Annotated in this window: 14 protein-coding genes; 11 read left to right on the top strand and 3 right to left on the bottom strand. The window is 70.0% G+C overall.

The features are described 5' to 3' along the window. Nucleotides 1–44: 44 nt before the first annotated feature. Both G6048_RS19815 and G6048_RS19810 read right to left on the bottom strand, forming a co-directional pair. Nucleotides 45–1,442 (bottom strand): GntP family permease, encoded by a 1,398-nt coding sequence (locus G6048_RS19815; RefSeq protein ID WP_165340895.1) that lies wholly within the window; start codon nucleotides 1,440–1,442, stop codon nucleotides 45–47. Nucleotides 1,443–1,519: 77 nt separating this feature from the next. After that, on the bottom strand, nucleotides 1,520–2,038 hold the full coding sequence (locus G6048_RS19810) for a gluconokinase (protein WP_165340894.1): 519 nt from the start codon (nucleotides 2,036–2,038) through the stop codon (nucleotides 1,520–1,522). A gap of 174 nt (nucleotides 2,039–2,212) precedes the next feature. Here G6048_RS19810 and G6048_RS19805 point away from each other — a divergent pair, with 174 nt between their 5' ends. Continuing rightward, entirely contained in the window at nucleotides 2,213–2,914 is a 702-nt protein-coding gene (locus tag G6048_RS19805; protein WP_165340893.1) for a FadR/GntR family transcriptional regulator, read from the top strand. 36 nt (nucleotides 2,915–2,950) lie between these two features. Here G6048_RS19805 and G6048_RS19800 read toward each other — a convergent pair whose 3' ends face one another. Next, nucleotides 2,951–3,373 carry a YchJ family protein gene (locus G6048_RS19800; RefSeq protein WP_165340892.1) on the bottom strand — a complete coding sequence of 141 codons (423 nt, stop codon included), beginning with the start codon at nucleotides 3,371–3,373 and terminating at the stop codon, nucleotides 2,951–2,953. Between the two features lie 370 nt (nucleotides 3,374–3,743). On the opposite strand from G6048_RS19800, the gene G6048_RS19795 reads away from it, so the two are divergent. From G6048_RS19795 to G6048_RS19750, 10 genes are all read left to right on the top strand, one after another. Continuing rightward, on the top strand, nucleotides 3,744–5,609 hold the full coding sequence (locus G6048_RS19795) for a phage tail sheath family protein (RefSeq protein WP_165340891.1): 1,866 nt from the start codon (nucleotides 3,744–3,746) through the stop codon (nucleotides 5,607–5,609). A gap of 35 nt (nucleotides 5,610–5,644) precedes the next feature. Then, nucleotides 5,645–6,169, top strand: a complete 525-nt coding sequence (locus G6048_RS19790; RefSeq protein ID WP_165340890.1) for a phage tail protein — start codon at nucleotides 5,645–5,647, stop codon at nucleotides 6,167–6,169. An 85-nt stretch (nucleotides 6,170–6,254) separates the two neighbouring features. Then, nucleotides 6,255–6,995 carry a T4 family baseplate hub assembly chaperone gene (locus G6048_RS19785; protein WP_165340898.1) on the top strand — a complete coding sequence of 247 codons (741 nt, stop codon included), beginning with the start codon at nucleotides 6,255–6,257 and terminating at the stop codon, nucleotides 6,993–6,995. A 49-nt stretch (nucleotides 6,996–7,044) separates the two neighbouring features. After that, the gene (locus G6048_RS19780; RefSeq protein WP_165340889.1) at nucleotides 7,045–7,710 is read left to right on the top strand and encodes a hypothetical protein; all 666 of its coding nucleotides are present in this window, start codon (nucleotides 7,045–7,047) and stop codon (nucleotides 7,708–7,710) included. A 139-nt stretch (nucleotides 7,711–7,849) separates the two neighbouring features. Beyond that, complete coding sequence (locus G6048_RS19775) at nucleotides 7,850–8,941, top strand: DUF4255 domain-containing protein (protein ID WP_165340888.1); 1,092 nt, start codon at nucleotides 7,850–7,852, stop codon at nucleotides 8,939–8,941. Between the two features lie 39 nt (nucleotides 8,942–8,980). Then, the gene (locus G6048_RS19770; protein ID WP_165340897.1) at nucleotides 8,981–11,008 is read left to right on the top strand and encodes an ATP-binding protein; all 2,028 of its coding nucleotides are present in this window, start codon (nucleotides 8,981–8,983) and stop codon (nucleotides 11,006–11,008) included. Beyond that, the gene (locus G6048_RS19765) at nucleotides 10,999–11,295 is read left to right on the top strand and encodes a hypothetical protein (RefSeq protein ID WP_165340887.1); all 297 of its coding nucleotides are present in this window, start codon (nucleotides 10,999–11,001) and stop codon (nucleotides 11,293–11,295) included. The genes G6048_RS19770 and G6048_RS19765 overlap by 10 nt, the downstream gene beginning before the upstream one ends. After that, complete coding sequence (locus G6048_RS19760) at nucleotides 11,292–18,725, top strand: eCIS core domain-containing protein (RefSeq protein WP_165340886.1); 7,434 nt, start codon at nucleotides 11,292–11,294, stop codon at nucleotides 18,723–18,725. The genes G6048_RS19765 and G6048_RS19760 overlap by 4 nt, the downstream gene beginning before the upstream one ends. After that, nucleotides 18,722–19,321: a HEAT repeat domain-containing protein gene (locus G6048_RS19755; protein ID WP_165340885.1), complete on the top strand. Its 600-nt coding sequence runs from the start codon at nucleotides 18,722–18,724 to the stop codon at nucleotides 19,319–19,321. Before G6048_RS19760 ends, G6048_RS19755 begins: the two co-directional genes overlap by 4 nt. Continuing rightward, entirely contained in the window at nucleotides 19,318–20,004 is a 687-nt protein-coding gene (locus G6048_RS19750) for a hypothetical protein (RefSeq protein ID WP_165340884.1), read from the top strand. The genes G6048_RS19755 and G6048_RS19750 overlap by 4 nt, the downstream gene beginning before the upstream one ends. Nucleotides 20,005–20,013 lie beyond the last annotated feature (9 nt).

The raw sequence follows: 20,013 nt of genomic DNA, 5'->3' as shown, positions 1-20,013 counted from the left end.
GGGGAAAGAAAAACCCGCCCCTACCCGCCCGGTGGCGAACCCCGCTAAATGACGAGCGACAGCAGCAGCACCACGCCCCCGGCGACCACCGAGATGATGGTCTCCATCACCGACCACGTCTTGATCGTCTGGCCGACATCGAGCCCGAAGTACTCCTTCACCAGCCAGAACCCGGCATCGTTGACATGGCTGAAGAACAGCGACCCCGCCCCGATGGCCAGCACCAGCAAAGACGCATGGGCAGTCGACATGTCCGCCGCGAGCGGCGCGACAAGCCCGGCGGCCGAGATCGTGGCAACGGTCGCGGACCCCGTCGCAAGCCGGATCGCCACCGCGATCAGCCACGCGAGAAGCAGCGCGGGTATCGACCAGTCTTCCGATATGTCCAGGATCATCTGACCCACACCGGAGTCGATCAGCGTCTGCTTGAAGCCGCCGCCCGCGCCGACGATGAGCAGGATGCCCGCGATCGGACCGAGGGACTTCTCGACCGTCGTAGAGATCCGGTCCTTGGTGAAACCGGCCGCCCGGCCAAGGGTGAAGATGCCGACGAGCACGGCCGCGAGCAACGCGATCAGCGGGGATCCGACCACGTCGAAGACGCGCTGCACCGTGTTCTCGGGATCGTCGATGACGATGTCCACCAGCGCCTTGGCCAGCATCAGCACGACCGGCAGCAGCACGGTGGCGATGGTGACGCCGAACCCGGGACGCTTCTCCAGGTCGTCGGAGGTGCGCTGGGGGATCATCTTCTCGGGGGCGGGCACGTCCACCCAGCGGGCCGCGTACTTCGAGAACATCGGACCCGCGATGACGACGGTCGGTATGGCGACGAGCAGACCGAGGGCGAGGGTGACACCGAGGTCCGCCTTGACGGTGTCGATCGCGACCAGCGGGCCGGGGTGCGGCGGGATCAGACCGTGCATCACGGACAGACCGGCGAGCGCCGGGATGCCGATCCGCATCAGCGAGTAGTTGCCGCGCTTGGCCACCATCAGGACGACCGGGATCAGCAGCACGATGCCGACCTCGAAGAACAGCGGCAGCCCGATCACCGAGGCGATCAGCACCATCGCCCAAGGCATCGACCGCCCGCCCGCCTTCGCGAGGATCGTGTCGACGATCTGGTCCGCGCCGCCGGAGTCCGCGAGCAGTTTGCCCAGGATGGCACCGAGCGCGATCAGGACACCCACGCCGGCGACCGTCGAGCCGAGGCCGGCGCTGAAGCTCTCGATGGCCTTGTCGAGCGGCGCCCCGGCGATGGCGCCCAGCGCCAGCGTGCCGATGGTCAGCGCGAGAAAGGCGTGCAGCTTGAACTTGGTGATGAGCAGGACGATGACGGCGATGCCCGCGAGGACGGCGATGCCCAGCTGTGCGTGACCCGCCGAGGTGATCGGCTCGACGGGCTCCGCTGCCAGCATCTCGACACTGAGACTGGTCACGGTGTTCTTCCTTGAGTGGCTTGGGGGGAGGGGGAGTTACTGCTCAGGGGGGCTCGGGGCGTTACTGGGCGAGGGAGTTACCGGTTGAGGCCGTGCAGTGCGGTCACGGCCCGCTCGGCGATCTCCTCCGGGCTGCCGGAGACGTCCACGGCGACACCCGCCTCGTCCGCCTCGAGCGGCTGGAGGGTGGCGAACTGGGAGTCCAGCAGCGCCGTCGGCATGAAGTGCCCCTGACGGTGCGCCATCCGGTCCTCGATGAGCGCGCGGTCACCCGTGAGATGGACGAAGACGACGCCGGGCGCGGACGCCCGCAAACGGTCGCGGTAACTCCGCTTCAGCGCCGAGCAGCTGACCACCCCGCCGAGTCCCGCCCGCTCGTGCGCCCACCGGCCGATGGCGTCCAGCCAGGGCCGACGGTCCTCGTCGGTGAGCGGCGTACCGGCCGACATCTTGGCGATGTTGGCCTCGGGGTGGAAGTCGTCACCCTCGGCGTACGGCACGCCGAGCCGGTCGGCGACGCGGGGCCCGACGGTGGTCTTGCCGGTGCCTGCGACGCCCATGACCACGACGACATGGGGGAACCGCGGTTGATTCATCGTGTTCTCGCTGTCTTCTTCTTCGTCACCGGATGGGCTGACATCGAGCAGTCGACATCGACGGGTGCCGCATCCGTGCACGACACTGAAACCCATTAGTCATACAAATTCAAGAGTCGGCGCCATAAAGGTCTGACTTTTTCTCCGCACGAACCGCCTCGTAGGCTGAACCCCATGACCACACCGGGCCGGGGGCTGCACGGCCATGTACTGGAGAGCCTCGGTCCTGCCATCACCGCGGGTGAGTACCCGCCGGGCAGCGTCCTGCGCACCGACGAACTGGCGCAGCGCTTCGAGGTGTCGCGGTCGGTGATGCGGGAGGCCGTACGGGTCCTGGAGTCGATGCACCTGGTCGAGTCACGTCGCCGGGTCGGCGTGACCGTGCTCCCCACCTCCGAGTGGAACGTCTACGATCCGCAGGTCATCCGGTGGCGTCTCGCGGGCGCCGACCGCCCGCGCCAGTTGCGTTCGCTCACCGTGCTGCGCTCCGCCGTCGAACCGGTCGCCGCGGGCCTGGCCGCCGAGCACGCCACGGCCGAAGAGTGCGCCGAACTCACCGAGTGCGCTCTGGGGATGGTCGCCAGCTCACGCGGCCACCAGCTCGAGAAGTACCTCTTCCACGACGTCGCTTTCCACCGGGTCATCCTCAACGCGTCCCGCAACGAGATGTTCGCCCGCCTCGGCGACGTCGTCGCGGAGGTCCTGGCGGGCCGCACCCGCCATCAGGTCATGTTCTGGGACCCCGACCCGGCCGCCGTCACCCTGCACGTCAAGGTCGCGGAGGCGGTACGGGAGCGCGACGCGGCCCGCGCGGAGGAACTGACCCGCGAGATCGCGGTGGGCGCCCTCCAGGAACTGGACATACTGGCGCCCTGAGCCGGCGTACGCCCGCCGCCCGATGCCCGCTGCCGGTTACTCGATGAACTCCCCGTCGACGTACACCCACGCCCCGTCGACCCGCTCGAACCGGCTGTGCTCGTGCAGCGTGCCGCCCGTGTAGCTCGCGCGGAAGGTGACGGTGCCTGTGGTGTGGAACGCCGAGCCCTCGCTCGTGTCGAGGATCTCCAGGCCCGTCCACCGCGTCCCCGGATCGAACTCGACCCGCGGCGGTCGCGTCCGCGGATGCCAGGTCCGCAGCACATACGCCTCGTCGCGTTTCACGAACGCGGCGTACCGCGACCGCATCAGTCCCTGAGCGGTGGGCGCCGCCGCCTCACCCCGGTGAAACCGGCCACAGCAGTCTGCGTACGTCCGTTGCAGGTCACAGGGGCAGGAAGCGGGCTGCACGGGACGATCGGCCCGCTGCCGTCTGGGGTGCGTGGTCTTTCGGGGCATGTTCACATTCTGCGGCACGGCTTCTCTGTGCCGGAGTTGTGGATCATCCGCCCTGACACGCGGGCACGGCGTAGGAGTCACGTGGAACCGCCTTCACGGAACCTCCCCCCGGGCTGGCCTGAACCTTTCTTGTTCTGTCAACTCCGAACACTTCAGGGTGGGTTGGCACTAACGCATCAGGAGTCACAAGCGCATGGCTTGACCCGGACGGCCAACCGTCCGGGCAGTGACGGGGGACTGATGAGGTGCGCGTAAACCGTCGCAAGCAGTGTGCGCTGGGACGGAGTTGACGCGCGTTGCACCGCACCGTCTCCCTCTTCCGCCTCTTGGTGCCTGTCACCCGGTGCCCGAGAACGGATTAGGAGGGGGAATGCCGATGAGCGCGGTGAGCACTGCCAAGCCGACGTATCCCGGCGTCTACGTCGAAGAGCTTCCCAGTAGCGCCCGGACCATCTCGACCGTCACCACCTCGGTGACCGCCTTCGTGGGGCACACCCGGCGTGGTCCGCTGAACGAGCCGGTGCGCGTCACCAGCTTCACCGACTTCGAGCGCCGCTTCGGGGGCTTGAGTTCGCAGAGCGCCGTCGGCTACGCGGTCCACCAGTTCTTCGCCAACGGCGGCACCGTCGCCGTGATCGTCCGCGTCGCCAGGGCGGGCAGCGGCAAGGCCGCCTGCGTCACCCTGAAGTCCACCGAGGGCCACAGCGAGAGCGCGGTCCTCGAAGTGCACGCCAAGGAACCGGGCGTGTGGGGCAACGGCCTGCGCGTCGCCGTCGACTACGACACGCCCTGCCCCGAAGAAACCTTCAACCTGCGCGTGTACGACGCCAAGGGCGACGCCCGAGAGAGCTTCACCGGCCTGTCCATGGACGCCTCGCACGGCCGCCACGCGCCGACCGTGGTCAACGCGGGCTCCCGGCTGATCCGCGTCGAGGCCGTCGGCGAGGGCCGCCCCGACCCGTCCGGCACCGTCTCCAAGCCGTTCGGGCACGAACTGCCCGACCTGGCCGTCGATCTGACCGTCAAGATCGGCGAGGTCGAGCGCGAGTTCACGTTGTACGACCCCGACACGGACGGCGAGGCCCCGAGCGGCGTCACCGAACTCGCCCTGCTCCTCGAGCGCAAGCTGCGGGCGCTGCCCGACGCGCCGGGCAAGCACGCCTTCGCGGGCGCCGAGGTCACCGCCTTCGGCAAGCGCCTCCAGATCGTCGCGGGCTCCACCGATCCCGAGGACGTCGTCCGCTTCCTCGGCGAGTGCGCGAACGACCTTGGCCTGGAGGCCTCCGTCAACCCGCCCGTCTTCCCGCTGGAGGGCGGCGAGGACGGCGAGGCGCCCGGACCGCGCGACCTCATCGGCAGCGAGGCCGGCAAGTCCGGCATCCAGGCGCTGCGCGGCGTCGCCGACGTCAACCTCCTCGTCCTGCCCGAGCTGGCGGCGTACGAGTCGACCGAGGACATGATCACGGTCGTCTCGGCCGCCCAGCGGCTGTGCCAGGAGCGGCGGATCTTCCTCCTCGTCGACGCCCCCGGCAACTGGGTCAGCGTGGACACCGCCCGTGCCGGACTCGCGGCTTTCGACGCCGTACGCGGCAACCACGCGGGCCTGTACTTCCCGCACCTCCAGCTCACCGACCCGCTCACCGGGCGGCTGCGCTCCTTCCCGCCGTCCGGCGCGGTCGCGGGCGTCTTCGCGCGTACGGACTCCGAGCGCGGCGTGTGGAAGGCACCGGCCGGCACGGAGGCACGGCTCGCTGGCGTGCACTCCCTCACGGTCAACCTCACCGACCGCGAGACCGGGCTGCTCAACCCGCTCGGCGTCAACTGCCTGCGCACCTTCCCGATGGTCGGCCCGACGGTGTGGGGCGCCCGCACCCTGGAGGGCTCCGACGCGCTCGACAGCGAGTGGAAGTACGTCCCCGTGCGGCGGCTCGCCCTGCACGTCGAGGAGAGCCTGCAACGCGGGCTGCAGTGGGTCGTGTTCGAGCCCAACGACGAGAACCTGTGGCAGCAGATCCGGCTCAGCGCCTCCTCGTATCTGCACAACCTCTTCCGCCAGGGCGCCTTCAAGGGCGGCACGCCGCGCGAGGCGTACTTCGTCAAGTGCGACCACGACACCACGACGGACGAGGACATCGAGAACGGCGTCGTGAACGTCCTGGTCGGCATCGCTCCGGTCAGGCCCGCCGAGTTCGTGATCGTCAGGATCCAGCAGACGTCCGGGCAGTTCGAGCTCTAGGGAAGCTTCGCTCCAGGGAATCTTGAGGAAATTCGATGGCTGAGTTCACTGTCAACGCCCATCGCTTCGACCCGTACAAGAACTTCAAGTTCCTCGTCCTGTGGGACGGTCGTACGGTCGCGGGCATCAGCAAGATCAGTCCGCTGAAGCGGACCACCGAGGTCGTCAAGCACCGGCACGGCGGCGACCCCAGCTCCCCGCGCAAGTCGCCGGGGCGCTCGGAATTCGAGGGCATCACCCTTGAGCGCGGGGTCACCCACGACCCCGAGTTCGACCGCTGGGCCAACAAGGTCTGGCAGGTCGGCGCGGGCCTCGGGTCCGAGGTGTCCCTCGCCGACTTCCGCAAGGACATCGTGATCCAGGTCCTCAACGAGGCCGGTCAGGTGGCCGTCTCGCACAAGCTCTACCGGAGCTGGCCCAGCGAGTACCAGGTCCTCGGCGAGATGGACGCCAACGCCAACGCGGTGGCGATCCAGTCGCTGAAGCTCGAGTGCGAGGGCTGGGAGCGGGACTACGAGGTCGCCGAGCCGGAGGAGCCGTCGTTCCTCAACCCTGCCTGAACAGTGGGGAGTTGAACGGAACGACGTGAAGGTGAGCACGACTGCCGCAGCGGCGGCAGCGGGCCGGGTACGGAACGGGGCGGGCATGGCGAACACTCGGGCGGCTGAACTCCTCGCCACCTGGGAGACCGGGCTTGCCCAGGCCCCCTCCGGACGCGCCCTGCTGCTGCACCGCGCCGCACGCCCGGACACCGGCGGCGAGACGCTGTCCTCGCTGCCGGTGGGCGAGCGTGAGGCGGATCTCTTCGCGCTGCGCCGTGCGCTGTTCGGCGAGCGGATGCAGGTACGCCTCGAATGCGGCGCGTGCGGCGAGGACATGGAATTCGACCTGGACGCCGGGGAGTTCGCCCGCTCGCTGGCCGCGCCCGCCGAACCGTCGGTGCGGGTCGTCGAGGACGGCTGGGAGATCGAGTTCCGGGTGCCGGGCATCGCCGACCTCACGGAGGCGGCCCGACAGCCGGAGCCCCGGCGGGCCCTGCTCGCGCGGTGCGTCGTGTCGGCTGTGCGCGACGGAGAGGCCCTCTCCGCCGACGTACTGTCCGACGCCCTGCCCGAGGCGGTGCAGCGCCGGCTCGCCGAGGCGGCGCAGGCGGCCGACCCGGCCGCCGATGTGACGCTCAACGTCAGCTGTCCCGAGTGCGGCGCCGGCACCCGCGCCGAGCTCGACATCGCCTCCTACCTGTGGACCGAACTGGACGCCTGGGCACGTGACGTGCTCCTCGACGTCCACCTGCTCGCCACGGCGTACGGCTGGAGCGAGCCGGAGATCCTGGCGCTCAGCCCGCTGCGGCGCCGCTACTACCTGGAGCTGTGCGCTGATGTCTGACTCCTTGGGAGGGCAGGGACGGCCGGGAGGGCCGCCGGGGGAGTCCCGGATGCCCGACTTCCTCGACCGGCTGCTCGCCCGGCACGCCCCGGCCGCCGTGCCACGCTCCGGTGTGGTGCGGGTACGGCCGCGACTCGCTGGCCCTTTCGAGCGGGTCGAGGCGGTACGGGCCGGAACGCCGGAGCCGGACGAGGCGGAGTCGCTGTGGCCCTCCGCCGCCCCTTCCCCCGCGCAGGACGGGGACGTGGCGCGCCCGGCCGCCCGAGAGGTCCAGTACCGCACGGAGCGCGAGCGGACCGTCGTACGGACCGAACGGGCATCGTCTGAGCCCGCACCTCCCCGTCCGGCCGAGCGGGCCGTGCCCGAAGCGCCGCTGCTCCGCCCCGCCGTGCCCGTGACGCCCAGGCCACGGCCGGGGCCGGACGCCCCGCGGCGGACGGCCGGGCGCGACGACGCCGAGCGGCCCTCCGCCCAGAGCGCGGCGTCCGTGCCCACCCCCCCGGGTATGGATGCCGCTTCCCGCGCCGCCGTACGGCAGGCGGCGGGCAGGCGGCCGGCACGCGGAGCCGAGCAGGTGGTGCAGGTGCAGATCGGACGGCTCGAAGTGACGGCGGCCGGTGCGCCCCCGGGCGGGGGAAGCCGACGGCCCGCCGGGACGGGACGCCCGGCGGCGGCCTTGAGCCTGGCGGAGTACCTGGAGCGGGGGAGCGAGTGAGGAACGTACGGAATCCGGAGCCGCAGGCACGGCCAGGGAGGCCGGAGCGACCGGGAGGACCGGCGCGGGCCGGCAGGGCAGGCGCGACGGGCAGGACCAGAGCGACCGGCAGGACCAGAGGGACTGAGGAACTGACGTCATGAGCAACGCACTCGCCATCGCCCACGTCACCCAGGCCCTCGCCCTGCTGATCGAGGCCAATCTGCAGCCCGAGATCGACATGGCCGTCAAGGTCGAGCCGCGCAAGCCGCCGGCCGATCCGCCGACGGACCCCACCATCACCGTGTTCCTGTACCAGGTCACGCCCAACCCCTCGCAGCGGAACAACGACCTGCCGACCCGAGCGTCCGACGGCACGCTGCTCAAGCGGCCCGCCGCAGCACTGGACCTGCACTTCGTGATCAGCGCGTACGGCGAGGAGACGGAGCTGGTCGGCCAGCGGCTGATCGGCTCCGTGGTGCGCACGCTGCACGAGATACCCGTCCTGCCGAAGGACGTCATAGAACTGGCCGGGGAGCGGCCCTACTTGGCGGGCAGCGACCTGGCCGAGGCGGCACAGAAGGTGCGGTTCACGCCGACGGTGATGGACGTCGACGAGACCTCGAAGCTGTGGGGGATGCTCCACCAGACCCCGTACTCGCTGTCGGTGGTGTACCAGGCGGCTCTCGTCTTCATCGAGGGCCGCGAGACGCCGGTCCCGGCGAAGCCGGTGGAACGGCACACGGTACGGGTGCTGCCGCTCGGGGCGCCCGGGGCGCCGGTGCCGGCGGCTCCGCCGGGAGGGCCGGAGGCGGTGGAGGAGGAGAGCGGGTCGTCCGGACCCGCACCCGCTCCCGCGACCGCGGAGGACGGGGCCACCGGCCCGTCTGGGGCTGGGGCGTCCGGGCAAGGGCCCGGGCCCGGCAAGGCGGTTGCCAGGGCAGCCGGCAAGGCGCCCGCCAAGGCTGTGGCGAAGGCGCCCCAGAAGGCGCCGGCCAAGCCTGTGGCCAAGGCGCCTGTGAAGGCCGCGGCCAAGGCGCCCGGCCGTGCCCGCAAGGAGGCACGGCCCGGCAAGTCGGAGCAGGAGGGCCAGGCGGCGGGGGCGGCCAAGGCGGCGGAGACGGGCAAGCCCGGGCGTCGGCGGGCCAAGGGCACAGGTGCCGCGCCTTCTTCGGGCCCCTCGTCGGACTCGTCGCCGGACTCCGCTTCGGACTCCTCCGGGGCGGGTGGCCCCGAGGGCGCGGAGGGCTGAGGCGGCATGGGCACAACGGGGGCAGGTGAGGGCGAGGACATGGGGACGTACCCGACGGACGCGGCGGACGCACCGGGCGGCAGCCCGACGCTGACCGCGGAGATCCGGCGTGTCCTGGCCCGTGTCGACGCCCACGCCGCGCGCGCGGCCGAGCCGGGCACGGGCGCGGATACCGGCACGGGCACGGCACCGGAGTCCGACGACGGCTCCCGCGATCGTGACGCCGCCGTCGACCACGTACCCGCACAGGACCCGGCGGGCCCCGCGACAGCCCCCCTCGGCGCGCTCGTCACCTGCTTCGGCCTCTCGGCCTTCGAGCGGGACCTCGTACTCCTCACCGCCGCCTACGAGTTGGACGCCACGACCGCCGCCCGTTGCGCCGCCGCGAGTGGTGACCCGGAGCGGGCGTACCCCACCTTCTCGCTCGCCCTGGCCGCGCTCGGCGAACCGCACTGGAGCGCCCTCACCCCCGTGGCGCCGCTGAGGCGCTGGCGGATCGTGGAGCTGGACGACGAGTCGCGCCTGACGCTGTCCCGGCTGCGGCTCGACGAACGCATCCTGCACTTCCTGCTCGGCTCGCCGTACCTGGACGCCCGGCTGCACGGCCGGCTGCGCCGCACTCCGGCGCCGGACGAACTGCCGCCGTCGTACGACCTGGCCGCGAACCGGGTCGCCACCGGCTGGACGAACGCCGCCCGCCCGGACGCGCCGATGCTCGTCGAGGTGGTCGGCGGCGATCTGCGCAGCCGGGCCGAGATCGCCGCCGCGGCGGCCGCGCGGTCCGGGCTCGGGCTGTACGCGATGAGTGCCGAGGACATCCCCACCGACGCGGCGGAGCGCGACCGGCTCGCCCGGCTGTGGCAGCGCGAGGCGATCCTGCTGCCCGCCGCGCTGCTCGTGGAGGCCGGCGAACTCGACCGCGACCAGCACGCCGCCACCGAGGCGTTCCTGGCCGGGGCCGCCGTTCCCGTCGTCGTGTCGAGCGGCGATCCGCGGCAGTCGGACCGGTCGCACGGCGAGCGGGTGGCCGTGCCGCGCCTGGACGACGAGGAGCAACTCGGCCTGTGGGCGGGCGCGTTCGCGGACGTCGCCGACATCGCTGAGGGACAGCTGCGTTCGCTGGTCGCACAGTTCCAGCTGCCACCGCATGTCGTACGAGCCGCCGCCGCCACCGTACGCCGCGATCTGCCCGGCGAGGACGAACTGGACGCCGCCGGGCTCGCCTGGCGGGCGGGGCTGAACGAGGCCCGGATGGGGATGGACGAGCTGGGCCGCCGCATCGAGCCCGAGGCGGGCTGGGACGACATCGTCCTGCACGAGCGGCAGACGAGCGTGTTGCGCGAGATCGTCGCGCATGTGCGGCAGCGGGCCATCGTCCACCAGGAGTGGGGGTTCGCGGCGACCCTGCGCCGGGGCCTCGGTGTCACCGCCCTGTTCGCCGGCGGCTCGGGCACGGGCAAGACCCTGGCCGCCGAGGTCATGGCCAAGGAACTGGGCCTCGACCTCTTCATCGTCGACCTCTCCCAGGTGGTCAGCAAGTACATCGGCGAGACGGAGAAGAACCTCCGCAAGGTCTTCGACGCCGCCGAACGCGGCGGCGCACTCCTCCTGTTCGACGAGGCCGACGCCCTCTTCGGCAAGCGCAGCGAGGTCAAGGACAGCCACGACCGGTACGCGAACCTTGAGGTCAGCTATCTGCTGATGCGCATGGAGGCATACCGGGGCCTGGCCATCCTCACCACCAACATGAAGAAGGCCCTGGACACGGCGTTCATGCGCCGCATCCGCTTCGTCGTCGACTTCCCTTTCCCGGCCGAGCACGAACGCGCGGAGATCTGGCGCCGGGTGCTGCCGCCGCAGACCCCGACGAAGGGCATCGACCCGCAGCTCCTCGCCCAACTCACCGTCGCGGGCGGCTCGATCCGCAACATCGCCCTGTCCGGCGCCTTCCTCGCCGCCGAAGAGGGCGACCGGCTGCAGATGCGGCACATGCTCGCGGCGGCCCGCACCGAATACCTCAAGCTGGAGCGCTCGCTGACGCCGGGGGAGGTCCGCGGATGGGTGTGATCCGGGATGCAAGCAGAGAGCCGAGCGCGATCCGGGTGAACGTCGGCGAACTCGTCCTGGACGGCTTCCGCGTGGATCCCGACCGGGTCTCCGCCGCGTTCGAGCGTGAACTCGTCCGGCTGGTACGCGAACGCGGCGTACCGCTGGCGGCGGACGGTGCGGTGACCCTGGACGCGCTGTCCGGGCTGCCGACGCTGCCGGCCGGGCTGTCCGCGCGACGGCTCGGCCAGGAGCTGGCGCGTGCCGTGCACGCGGGGCTGTCCGGCCGCGGGGAGGTGACACGGTGAGCGGCAACTCCCCGACTCAGGACGCCCGTTCGGAACAGGCTGCGGAACAGCGCCGCCGCAAGCGCAAGGAGCGCGCGGCCAAGGCCCGTACGCCCGAGCCGAAGGACATCGTCAGCGGCGCAGGACAACCGCTCGACGTCGGCGTACGACGGGAGCTGGAGGAGCAGCTCGGCCACGACCTCAGCCGCGTGCGCCTCCACACCGATCGCGACGCGGGCCACCTCACCCAGATGCTGGGCGCGGATGCCGTCGCCGTCGGCCAGGACATCTTCTTCCGCGAGGGCGCCTACGTCCCCGGCAGGGCGGAGGGGCAGCGGCTGCTGGCGCACGAGCTGCTGCACACCGTCCAGAACTCGTACGGCGCGGGCCCGTTGGTGGCCGGCCGCGACCTCGGCGCCGTCAGTCTGCCGCAGGAGGCCGCCGAGCAGGAGGCGGAGTCGACGGCGCGGCGGCTGATGCGTGAGGAGACCGCGGCCGAGGGCCCCGAAGCCGCACAGCCCGTGGACGTCGAGCAGGGCGAGGTCACCCCCGCCTGGATGCGCTACGCCACTGTCGACGCGGACCGCATGCGTGCGGAGAAGCTCGACCCGGCGGGGCTGGTGGAGCGGCTCGTCGGCAGCGTACTGCGCTCGCTGCGGGGCGACCCGGCGGACGTCTCCCACCGTGTCCGCGTCGAACTGGCCCGCATGGCGCCCGAGTTGCAGGATTCGGTGCTGGACCGGCTCGAGGTGCGTCTGTCGTCGCCGGAGTACGGGCGGTTGCTGGACCTGGTTGATGAGGTCGAGCAGGAGGCGCCGCTGCCGATGGACGGAAGCCTCGTCCCGGAGGCGATACCGGACACCACCGACGAGGTCGAGCAGGAGCGCGAGCGCAAGCGGGCCGACGTACAGACCGCTCAGGAGAGCAAGGAGAAGGCGAAGGACGAGCGTCGCAAGCGCACCCAGCGCCGCAAGGCGGAGGCCCCCGACCGGGACAACACGCCCGACCGTGACGCAGGGGGCGGCAGCGGAAGGGCCGCAGGCCCGAAGGGCTCCAACGGCTCTGGCAAGGGCGTCGGCACCGAGTCCGGCGAGCAGGAGTCCGTCGACGGCCGCAGCGCCCGCGAACAGGACGGGAAGCAGCAGGAGAGCGAGCAGAACGCCGAAGAATCGGACAAGCAGCAACGGCAGGACCAGGGCAAGGAGGAGCAGAAGAAGAAGAAGAAGGACGAGGAGAAGTCCCAGAAGGAAGCCGCCCGCGAGAAGGAGGAGCAGGAGAAGAAGGACGACCAGGAAGCGGAGGGCAAGGAAGAGAAGAAGGAGCAGGAGGAGTCCGGGAAGGAGGACGAGGAGGAGCAGAACAAGGAGGGCGAGAAGGACTCCGGCAGCCGCGAGGAGGAGCGCGAGGCCGGGAAGAAGGAGGCCGAGTCCACCGCCGAGCGGGAGCGGGAAGGCGAGGGCGACAAGGCCGACGAGGAGAACCGGAAGCAGAGCGCGAAAACCTCCGGCGGCATCGACCGCAGCGAGGCGGAACCGGGCGAGAAGGACCGCCAGGGCGGTCAAGGCAAGGACGACGAACGCGCCGCCGAGGAGGAGGACTCCGAGGACGACGAACCTCTTGGTCTGGAAGAGGACGGCGAGGACGCGGCTGCCGGCCTCGACGACGATGGGGATGCCGGAAACGCCGGAAACGCCGACGACGAGCAGGACGCCGGGAAGAGTGCCTGGGACACCGAGATCAAGCCCGAGGACCATGTCCCCGAGGGCGACTTGGACGTCTCCGGAGTAGAGACCGCGGACCGGATGGCTCCGGGCACGTCGTCCGAGGGCAGCTCGGCCTCAGCAGCGCGCGGCGGCCAGGACTCCGCCCGTAACGGTACGGATTCCGCCCAGGGGTCCGGCAGCCGGGACGGTACTGACTCCGGGAAGCCGACGGATCGTGAGGAACCCGGTGCGGCGCACGGTGTCCAGGGCAAGCACGGCGTTCCGAACGTGCCGAAGCCTCCGCCCACGAAGGCCGACGCCGTCGAGGACGCCCGCCAGGAGGAGGACGCCGAGGAGGGCGCCGGCGAGGGCGCGAACGGCCCGGCCGAGCGGAACGAGGCCGACGCCCAGGCCGACAAGGACCTGCAGTCCGGCAAGACCGCCGATCAAGAGGTCGGCCCCGACCCCGAGGCGGGCACCGACAGCGACGCCGACAAGGACGGCGACGAGAACGGCAGGCCGGACGGGAAGAACGCCGAACAGGACAAGGACGGCGACGCCGACGACGCGGACACGAAGCGGGAACGCGCCGAGGACCGCGAACGCGACTCCGAGACTCGCCGTGCCGAGGAGGACTCCGGCAACGAGTCCGGCGAGAGAGGCGAAGGGGAGAACCCCAAGGACGGCTCCTCCGAGAAACTCGCCAAGGCCGACGAGGACAAGCGGGGCCAGGCCACCGCGTCCGGTGGCTCCGGCAAGGACTCGGGTGAGAAGCAGGACGGCACGAAGAGCGGCCCGCAGGGGAGTACGAGCACGGAGGGCGCCAAGGACTCCGACTCCTCCGGGGAGCAGTCCGACGAAAAGGGCTCCGGCAAGGACCAGAGGTCGGCCTCCGAGGAGAAGAGCACCGAGGAGTCCCGGGATTCCGGCAGCAAGGATGCCGGCAACAAGGACTCCGGCAGCAACGAGGCCGAATCCTCGGACGGTTCGTCCTCCGGGGAGAAGCAGGGTGAGAGTTCGGGAGAAAAGGCGAAGGACGACGGGGCCACGAAGGAGGCCTCGGCGGGCAAGGGTCAGGCCACCGAACAGGACAAGGCCGCAGGGGAGGAGTCCGCCTCCGCGGAAGCGGCCCCGAAGGTGTCCGAAGGCGCGGGCGCAGGTTCCGGCGCAGGCGGTGGTTCGCAGGGAGGCGGCGGCATCCCGGCCGTCTCACAGGCTGCCGGCAAGTCGTCCGCGCCTCAGCCCAAGGAGACCGCACCCAAGGCGGACGTGCCGCCCAAGCAGGAGAAGCCGAAACCGGAGGCGAAGAAGGCGGCGAAGGCGGCCCAGCCCGCGGCGAAGCAGCCCGAAGGGCCCGCAGCCGCCAAGTCGGCGCCGCCGAAGCCCTCCGCGCCCAAGGCCGACGCGTCCAGGTCGGCGTCGGCGAAGGCGGCCAAGGGCGGCGGACCGGCGCCGAAGGCCCCCAAGGGGGGCGGCGGAGGTGGCCCCGCCCCGCTGAAGGGCAAGAAGGACGGACCGGCTCCCGACGTCTCCAACTCCACACCGGAGGCCGGTCTCGCGGCCGCGGGGAAACTGAAGCCGCACCAGGCGCTGCAGACCATCCAAGGCGTCGACGGTGCGGTCAACAGGTCCGTCGGCAAGGAACGGGCGGCTCTGCAGAAGGCTCCGCCGAAGATGGAGCGCCCTTCGGGCTCGCCCAAGACGCTGCGCGGCGGGCCGAAGCCGGCCGCGCCCGGTCAGTACACCAACCAGAAGGTCGCCAAGACCGACGCGGCGAAGGGCAAGACCCCGGAGATCAACGGGGAGCAGAAACCGAAGGGTGAGCTGCCCGAATCCGAGGCGGAGGAGCCGAGTTGGTGGGACATCGGCTGGGAACTCCTGAAGGGGCTCGCCGGCAAGGTCGCCGACTCCATCGCCGACGTGGAGACCACCGACGAGGGCATGCACGGCGCGCGCGTCGGTGACGCGCCGAGGCTGCCCACGGACGCCGACGCCGACCCGGAACGCACCGACAAGCAGCAGAAGAAGCTCGACGACAAGAGCCAGGAGCTGCAGAAGGCCGGCCGGGAGGACGCCGCCCGCCCGATGGGCGAGGACCAGATCTACCCGGACGTTCCGAAGGAGACCCTCGAAGCCAAGGTCGACGGCGCCAAGAGAGGCGGCGGCCAGGACGCCAAGGGCGGTGGCCCGCGCGGCGGGAAGGCTCCGGGTGCCGGCGGCCCCGTGACCGTCGAAGCCGTCTCCGCGGTGGCCGAACACGACCGCGGGCCGCAGATCAAGCGGGGCTTCTCGCAGGGCCAGAAGCAGATGTCCAAGGAGCGGGCCGACAAGGACAAGAAAGCAAGGCAGGACAAGCAGCGGCACGAGAAGAACGTCCAGCAGGAGGTCTCCTCCAGCGGCCAGACGCAGGAGAACGCGCGGAACAAGGGCCGTTCCGACGTGGCCGCCTCCCGTGACAAGTGGCGCAAGGAGCAGGACGACAAGACCGCCGACATCGAGGACAAGAAAGGCAAGAAGTACGACAAGGCCCGCAAGGACATCAAGGACAAGAAGGAGGACACGGACAAGAGGGTCGACAAGCGCACCGAGGACGACAACAAGGAGATCGACAAGAAGCGCGAGGGTGCCGAGAGGGACGCCGAGAACAAGCGGGACAACGACAAGGAGAAGTCGGGCAACTGGATCAGCCAGGGCATCGACTGGGTCAAGGAGCAGTTCAGCAAGCTCAAGAACGCCATCAAGGGCATCTTCGAGAAGGCCCGCAACCTCGTCACCGGCATCATCGACGAGTTCAAGAAGCAGGTCTTCGACCTCATCGACAAGGCCCGCGACTGGGTCGTCAAACAGATCAACGACTTCGCCGACGCCCTCATCGCCCTCGGGGACGAACTCCTCAAGGACTACCCGGCGATGCGCGACAAGTGGCGCAACACCATCGACGGCGCCCGCGACGCCGCGGTCAAGAAGGTCAACGAGGCCGCGGACGCACTGAAGAAGGGCATCGGCAAACTCCTCGACGGCCTCGGCAAGGTGCTGCTCGCCGGCCTGGACCTGCTGGAGAAGGGGCTGCTCGCCGCGGTCTCCGTCACGGAGACCGTCGTCACCAAGGCGATGGAATACGGCGGCGCACTGCTGAAGGGCCTCGGAGAGTGGGCGCAGATCGCCAGCGACATCGTCACGGACCCGGGCGGCTGGATCAGCAATGCCAAGTCCTCGGCGGAGAGCGGCGCCCGCAACCACCTCTTCAACGAGGTGAAGACCGCGGTGAAGGAGTGGTTCAACCAGAAGGTCCAGGAGATCATCGGCATCCCCCTGGAGACCTTCAACACCCTCGTCAAGGGCGGGGTGAGCAAGGAGGAGATGGCCAAGATGGCCTGGGACGCCGCCGTCCCCCAACTCCCCCTCATCATCGGCGAACTGATCGTCACCAAGGTCGTCGCCAAGCTCATTCCCGGCGCCGGCTGGGTCATGGCCGTCATTGACGCGCTGAAGACCGCCTACGGAGCGCTGAGCGAGATCCTGCGCGCCTTCGGCACGTTCATGGAGTATCTGAAGGCCGTGAAGGCCGGCGGCGCGAAGGCCGCCATCATGTTCGCCAAGGCCGTCGCCGCCGGTGTCGTCGCGCTGCTGGAGCTGATCTACGAGGCACTGATCAGCGGCGTCGGCAAGTACATGGGCAAGGTCAGCAAGTCGCTGAGCGGCATGGCGAAGAACATGCGGAAGAAAAAGCCCGCGCCGCGTGCGAACAAGCCCCGCTCGCCGCGAAAGAAGCCGGCATCGCGCAGGAGGCCCGTGCCGCCCAAGAAGTCCTCCCGCCCGGAGAAGGAGGCCCGCCCCGAAAAGCGGCCCGCCCCGGAGAAGAAGCCCAGGCCGGAGCAGCAGCGCGACCGGGCCAAGCAGGAGGAAGAGAAGGACCGCAGGGAGGAGCGCCGCGAGGAGGGCAAGGACATCAACCTCGCCCGCCGCCGCGTACGCGACGCCAACCGCAAACTCCGCTCGCGGGACGCCGACGGCCGCCGCGACGACACCCCGCGCCGCGGCGTCGCCCGCGACACCCTCCGCCGCCCCGGCCGCCGCCGCGACGACGAGCGAACCCGCGACCGCCGCGACCGCGACACCACCCGCCCGGGCACCCGCGCTGACTCCCGCCGCCCGGCCGACAACCGCCGCCCGGACCAGGACCGCGACCGCCGTTCCGACGGCGACAGGACGGATGTCGACCGCAGGAGGGACGGCGACCGCGACCGTTCCGACCGTGACCGCGACCGTCCCGATGGCGACCGGCGCAGGGACGACGGCCGCCGCCGCGAGACGGAGGGTAGTAAGAGGAGGCCCCGCCGCGAGAGCGAATCCCGCCCGGGCCGCGCCCTCCGGCGCGCCCGCCAAGCGGTCAAGTCGGCCCTCAACCGCACCCGCAGGGCGGGTCGCAAGCTTCTGGACAAGGGCAAGAACGCGAGCCGCAAGCTGACGAACAACGCCCGCCGCATGCGCGACGCCTACAAGCGCCGCAGGGACCTGCTGAAGAAGCAGCACCAATGGCGCGCGGAGCAGAAGCGGCAAGAGAAGCAGCAAAAACGGGAGAAAGCCCGGAAGAAGGAAAATTCCCAGGAGTCGAAGGCCGATCGGTTGCGCAGGATCGTGGCCCGTATCGAGCCGAGGCTCAAGGGGTTGCTCGGCAAGGGAGTCGCCCGGCCGGTACTCCGCGCGGTCCTTTCGGGCCTGCGTGCCTGGCATCGCTTGACCGGGCTGGAGGCGCTCGGTGCTGAACGTCTTCGTCTCCGCGCCTGGCTCAACCCGGACATCATTTTCCTCCACGGTGTCGCATTCGCCACCGACGATCTCGTCCGGTACGTGCGCAGGGTTGCTGCCGAGGTGCTTGGCGCACAGCGCTGGCAGCGCGCTCAGGGGACCCAGCGCGGCCCGCTCACCGCCCCTGCTCCGCAGACGAACGCCAACGGCAAGCCCTTCGACATCTACGAACTGGACGATCGTGGTGCAGCGGACGTCCAGGAGGGACTTCGGGGGCGACCGGGCACGACCATGTGGCAACAAGACATCCTGCGCTACCGTGACGCCGCGAATCAGCCCTTGGACGTGCGGTGGCAACAGTGGTTCCACCGCACCATCAGGAACCGAGGCGTGCTGTTTGGCATTCCGGCGAACGACAGGCAGCCGTGGCGTGAGAAGAAGAGGGCTGGTTTGTCATACGCGGAATTGGCGAACCTCTTTGCTTCCTGGCGGAAGGGACGTGGAAAGAGGAAGCAGCGAGTGATCGCCAGGCAAGCACTCGATATGTTGGGCGGTCGCATGCCTGGAGGGTCAAACCGGCGCTTCACCGCAGAACTGACCGCGCTGATGATCCAGCAGGAGGGACTACGCAACGTCGGAACGTTGACCACGGGCGCCATGCTCCTCGATATGGCCGCGCGAGGTCACATGTCGCTGGAAGACGCCACTCGTATGCACCCTATGGCACCCGGCGGCTCCATGGCCCGTGCTCGGGAACTGCGGGCCAGTCTCTTTTACAACGCACAGAGGACACCAGGGGCCGAGGAGCTGCGCTTGCGTGAGGCCGCCGTTGTGGAGGCTTGGGTACGCAGCATCGGAGACGACTTGATCGTCGATTCCTACGCGGCGGCGGAAGAGAAGAAACGAGTCATTCGCCGGGAGATCCGGGAGCGAATACACAGAATTTACGGGATTGATCCGAGCTACACCGCACAACGTCAGGAAATGGATGTCCAGTGAGTGGAAAGATTTTTGCATCAGGCAGATTTGTGATGCGCTTCTGTCCGGCACGAGAGGAAGTCGAGAGCCTGGCTGTCGCCCACGGCTGGGCGAAGTCGTCAACCGTGCAGAAGCAGCCCCCGTTCTCTGGAACAGAAATCACCTGGTCGTCGTCCGGCGGTGGATCGTTGCGCTACACGGAGGACGAGATGACGGGAAATTGCTACGTAGTCGTCGAGGCCACAACCCGCGGGGAGGTCCAACGGCTTGGCGAGCTCGTCCTGGAAGAGCTCCTTCCCTGGGAGATGCCGGAGCTGGTCTTCGCTGTCGACAACGCAGCCGATGAGATCGAGTTCGGCCTTTCGGTGATCCGGCTCGGCATCGCCGCACCGCCGCATAGGGACGATCAAATCTTTCGGCGAGTGCGATCCGCGCTCACGCATGACGATGTGCGGGTGCGAGACATGGCCATCGTTGCGACGACGTACTCCCCTTGGCCGGAGTACGTGCCGATTCTCCGAGACATCGCACAGAGCGACCCCGAACCGAAACTACGCCAACGCAGCCGACTGGTTCTGGAGTCGTACACCGACGCGGGCATTGGGGAGAACGAATGACTCGCTACGCCGACATACCCAACCCCATCCGCTCCGGCATAGTCATAGTCGACCCCGAGCGTGGCACCCCCCAGCGCATCATCGTGCTGCAGTTCAACCCCGACACCCTCGAACGCTCCATCGCGCCCCAGTCCGCAGGAGCCGGAGGCGACGGTGGCGGAGGGGGCAGTGGAAGCGGGGACAGGAACGAGGCCCTGCGGCTCAAGGGGCCCGCCCAGGAGACGTGGAAGTTCACCGCCGAGATCGACGCCACCGATCAGTTCGAGATACCGGCACCCGACGGCATCCACCCCCAGCTCGCCGTTCTCGAAATGCTCGTGCAGCCCACCTCCGCGCAACTCCGGGAAGCCAGTCGGCTGTCCAAGAAGGGGACCATCGAGATCAGCCCCATCGAGATGCCGCTGACCCTCTTCACGTGGGGCAGCAAGCGCGTCATGCCCGTGCGGCTCACCGAGCTCTCCATCAACGAGTCGGCCTTCGACGTCAACCTCAACCCCATCCGGGCCTCGCTCAGCATCGGGCTCAAGGTGCTCACCGTCAGCGATCTGCCGCTCGGGCACCGGGGCGCCGAGCTCTACTACGCGCACCTCGCGCAGAAGGAACGCCTCGCCGGTGCGGCCCGCGCCGGCGGGCTCGGTTCGCTGGGGCTCAACGCCGGCGACATCGGAACGGGAAGGGGCTGAGAGGAACGC

Origin of the sequence: Streptomyces ureilyticus (genome assembly GCF_011045025.1) — a bacterium.
Taxonomy (GTDB): domain Bacteria; phylum Actinomycetota; class Actinomycetes; order Streptomycetales; family Streptomycetaceae; genus Streptomyces; species Streptomyces ureilyticus.
This window is presented reverse-complemented; position numbering and strand designations above follow the sequence as displayed.

What these genes read in the sequence shown, in the direction of transcription:
- G6048_RS19810 (WP_165340894.1), bottom strand. Translation starts at nt 2,038, where the DNA reads ATGAATCAACCGCGGTTCCCCCATGTCGTCGTGGTCATGGGCGTCGCA.
- G6048_RS19805 (WP_165340893.1), top strand. Translation starts at nt 2,213, where the DNA reads ATGACCACACCGGGCCGGGGGCTGCACGGCCATGTACTGGAGAGCCTC.
- G6048_RS19800 (WP_165340892.1), bottom strand. Translation starts at nt 3,373, where the DNA reads ATGCCCCGAAAGACCACGCACCCCAGACGGCAGCGGGCCGATCGTCCC.
- G6048_RS19795 (WP_165340891.1), top strand. Translation starts at nt 3,744, where the DNA reads ATGCCGATGAGCGCGGTGAGCACTGCCAAGCCGACGTATCCCGGCGTC.
- G6048_RS19790 (WP_165340890.1), top strand. Translation starts at nt 5,645, where the DNA reads ATGGCTGAGTTCACTGTCAACGCCCATCGCTTCGACCCGTACAAGAAC.
- G6048_RS19785 (WP_165340898.1), top strand. Translation starts at nt 6,255, where the DNA reads ATGGCGAACACTCGGGCGGCTGAACTCCTCGCCACCTGGGAGACCGGG.
- G6048_RS19780 (WP_165340889.1), top strand. Translation starts at nt 7,045, where the DNA reads ATGCCCGACTTCCTCGACCGGCTGCTCGCCCGGCACGCCCCGGCCGCC.
- G6048_RS19775 (WP_165340888.1), top strand. Translation starts at nt 7,850, where the DNA reads ATGAGCAACGCACTCGCCATCGCCCACGTCACCCAGGCCCTCGCCCTG.
- G6048_RS19770 (WP_165340897.1), top strand. Translation starts at nt 8,981, where the DNA reads ATGGGGACGTACCCGACGGACGCGGCGGACGCACCGGGCGGCAGCCCG.
- G6048_RS19765 (WP_165340887.1), top strand. Translation starts at nt 10,999, where the DNA reads ATGGGTGTGATCCGGGATGCAAGCAGAGAGCCGAGCGCGATCCGGGTG.
- G6048_RS19750 (WP_165340884.1), top strand. Translation starts at nt 19,318, where the DNA reads ATGACTCGCTACGCCGACATACCCAACCCCATCCGCTCCGGCATAGTC.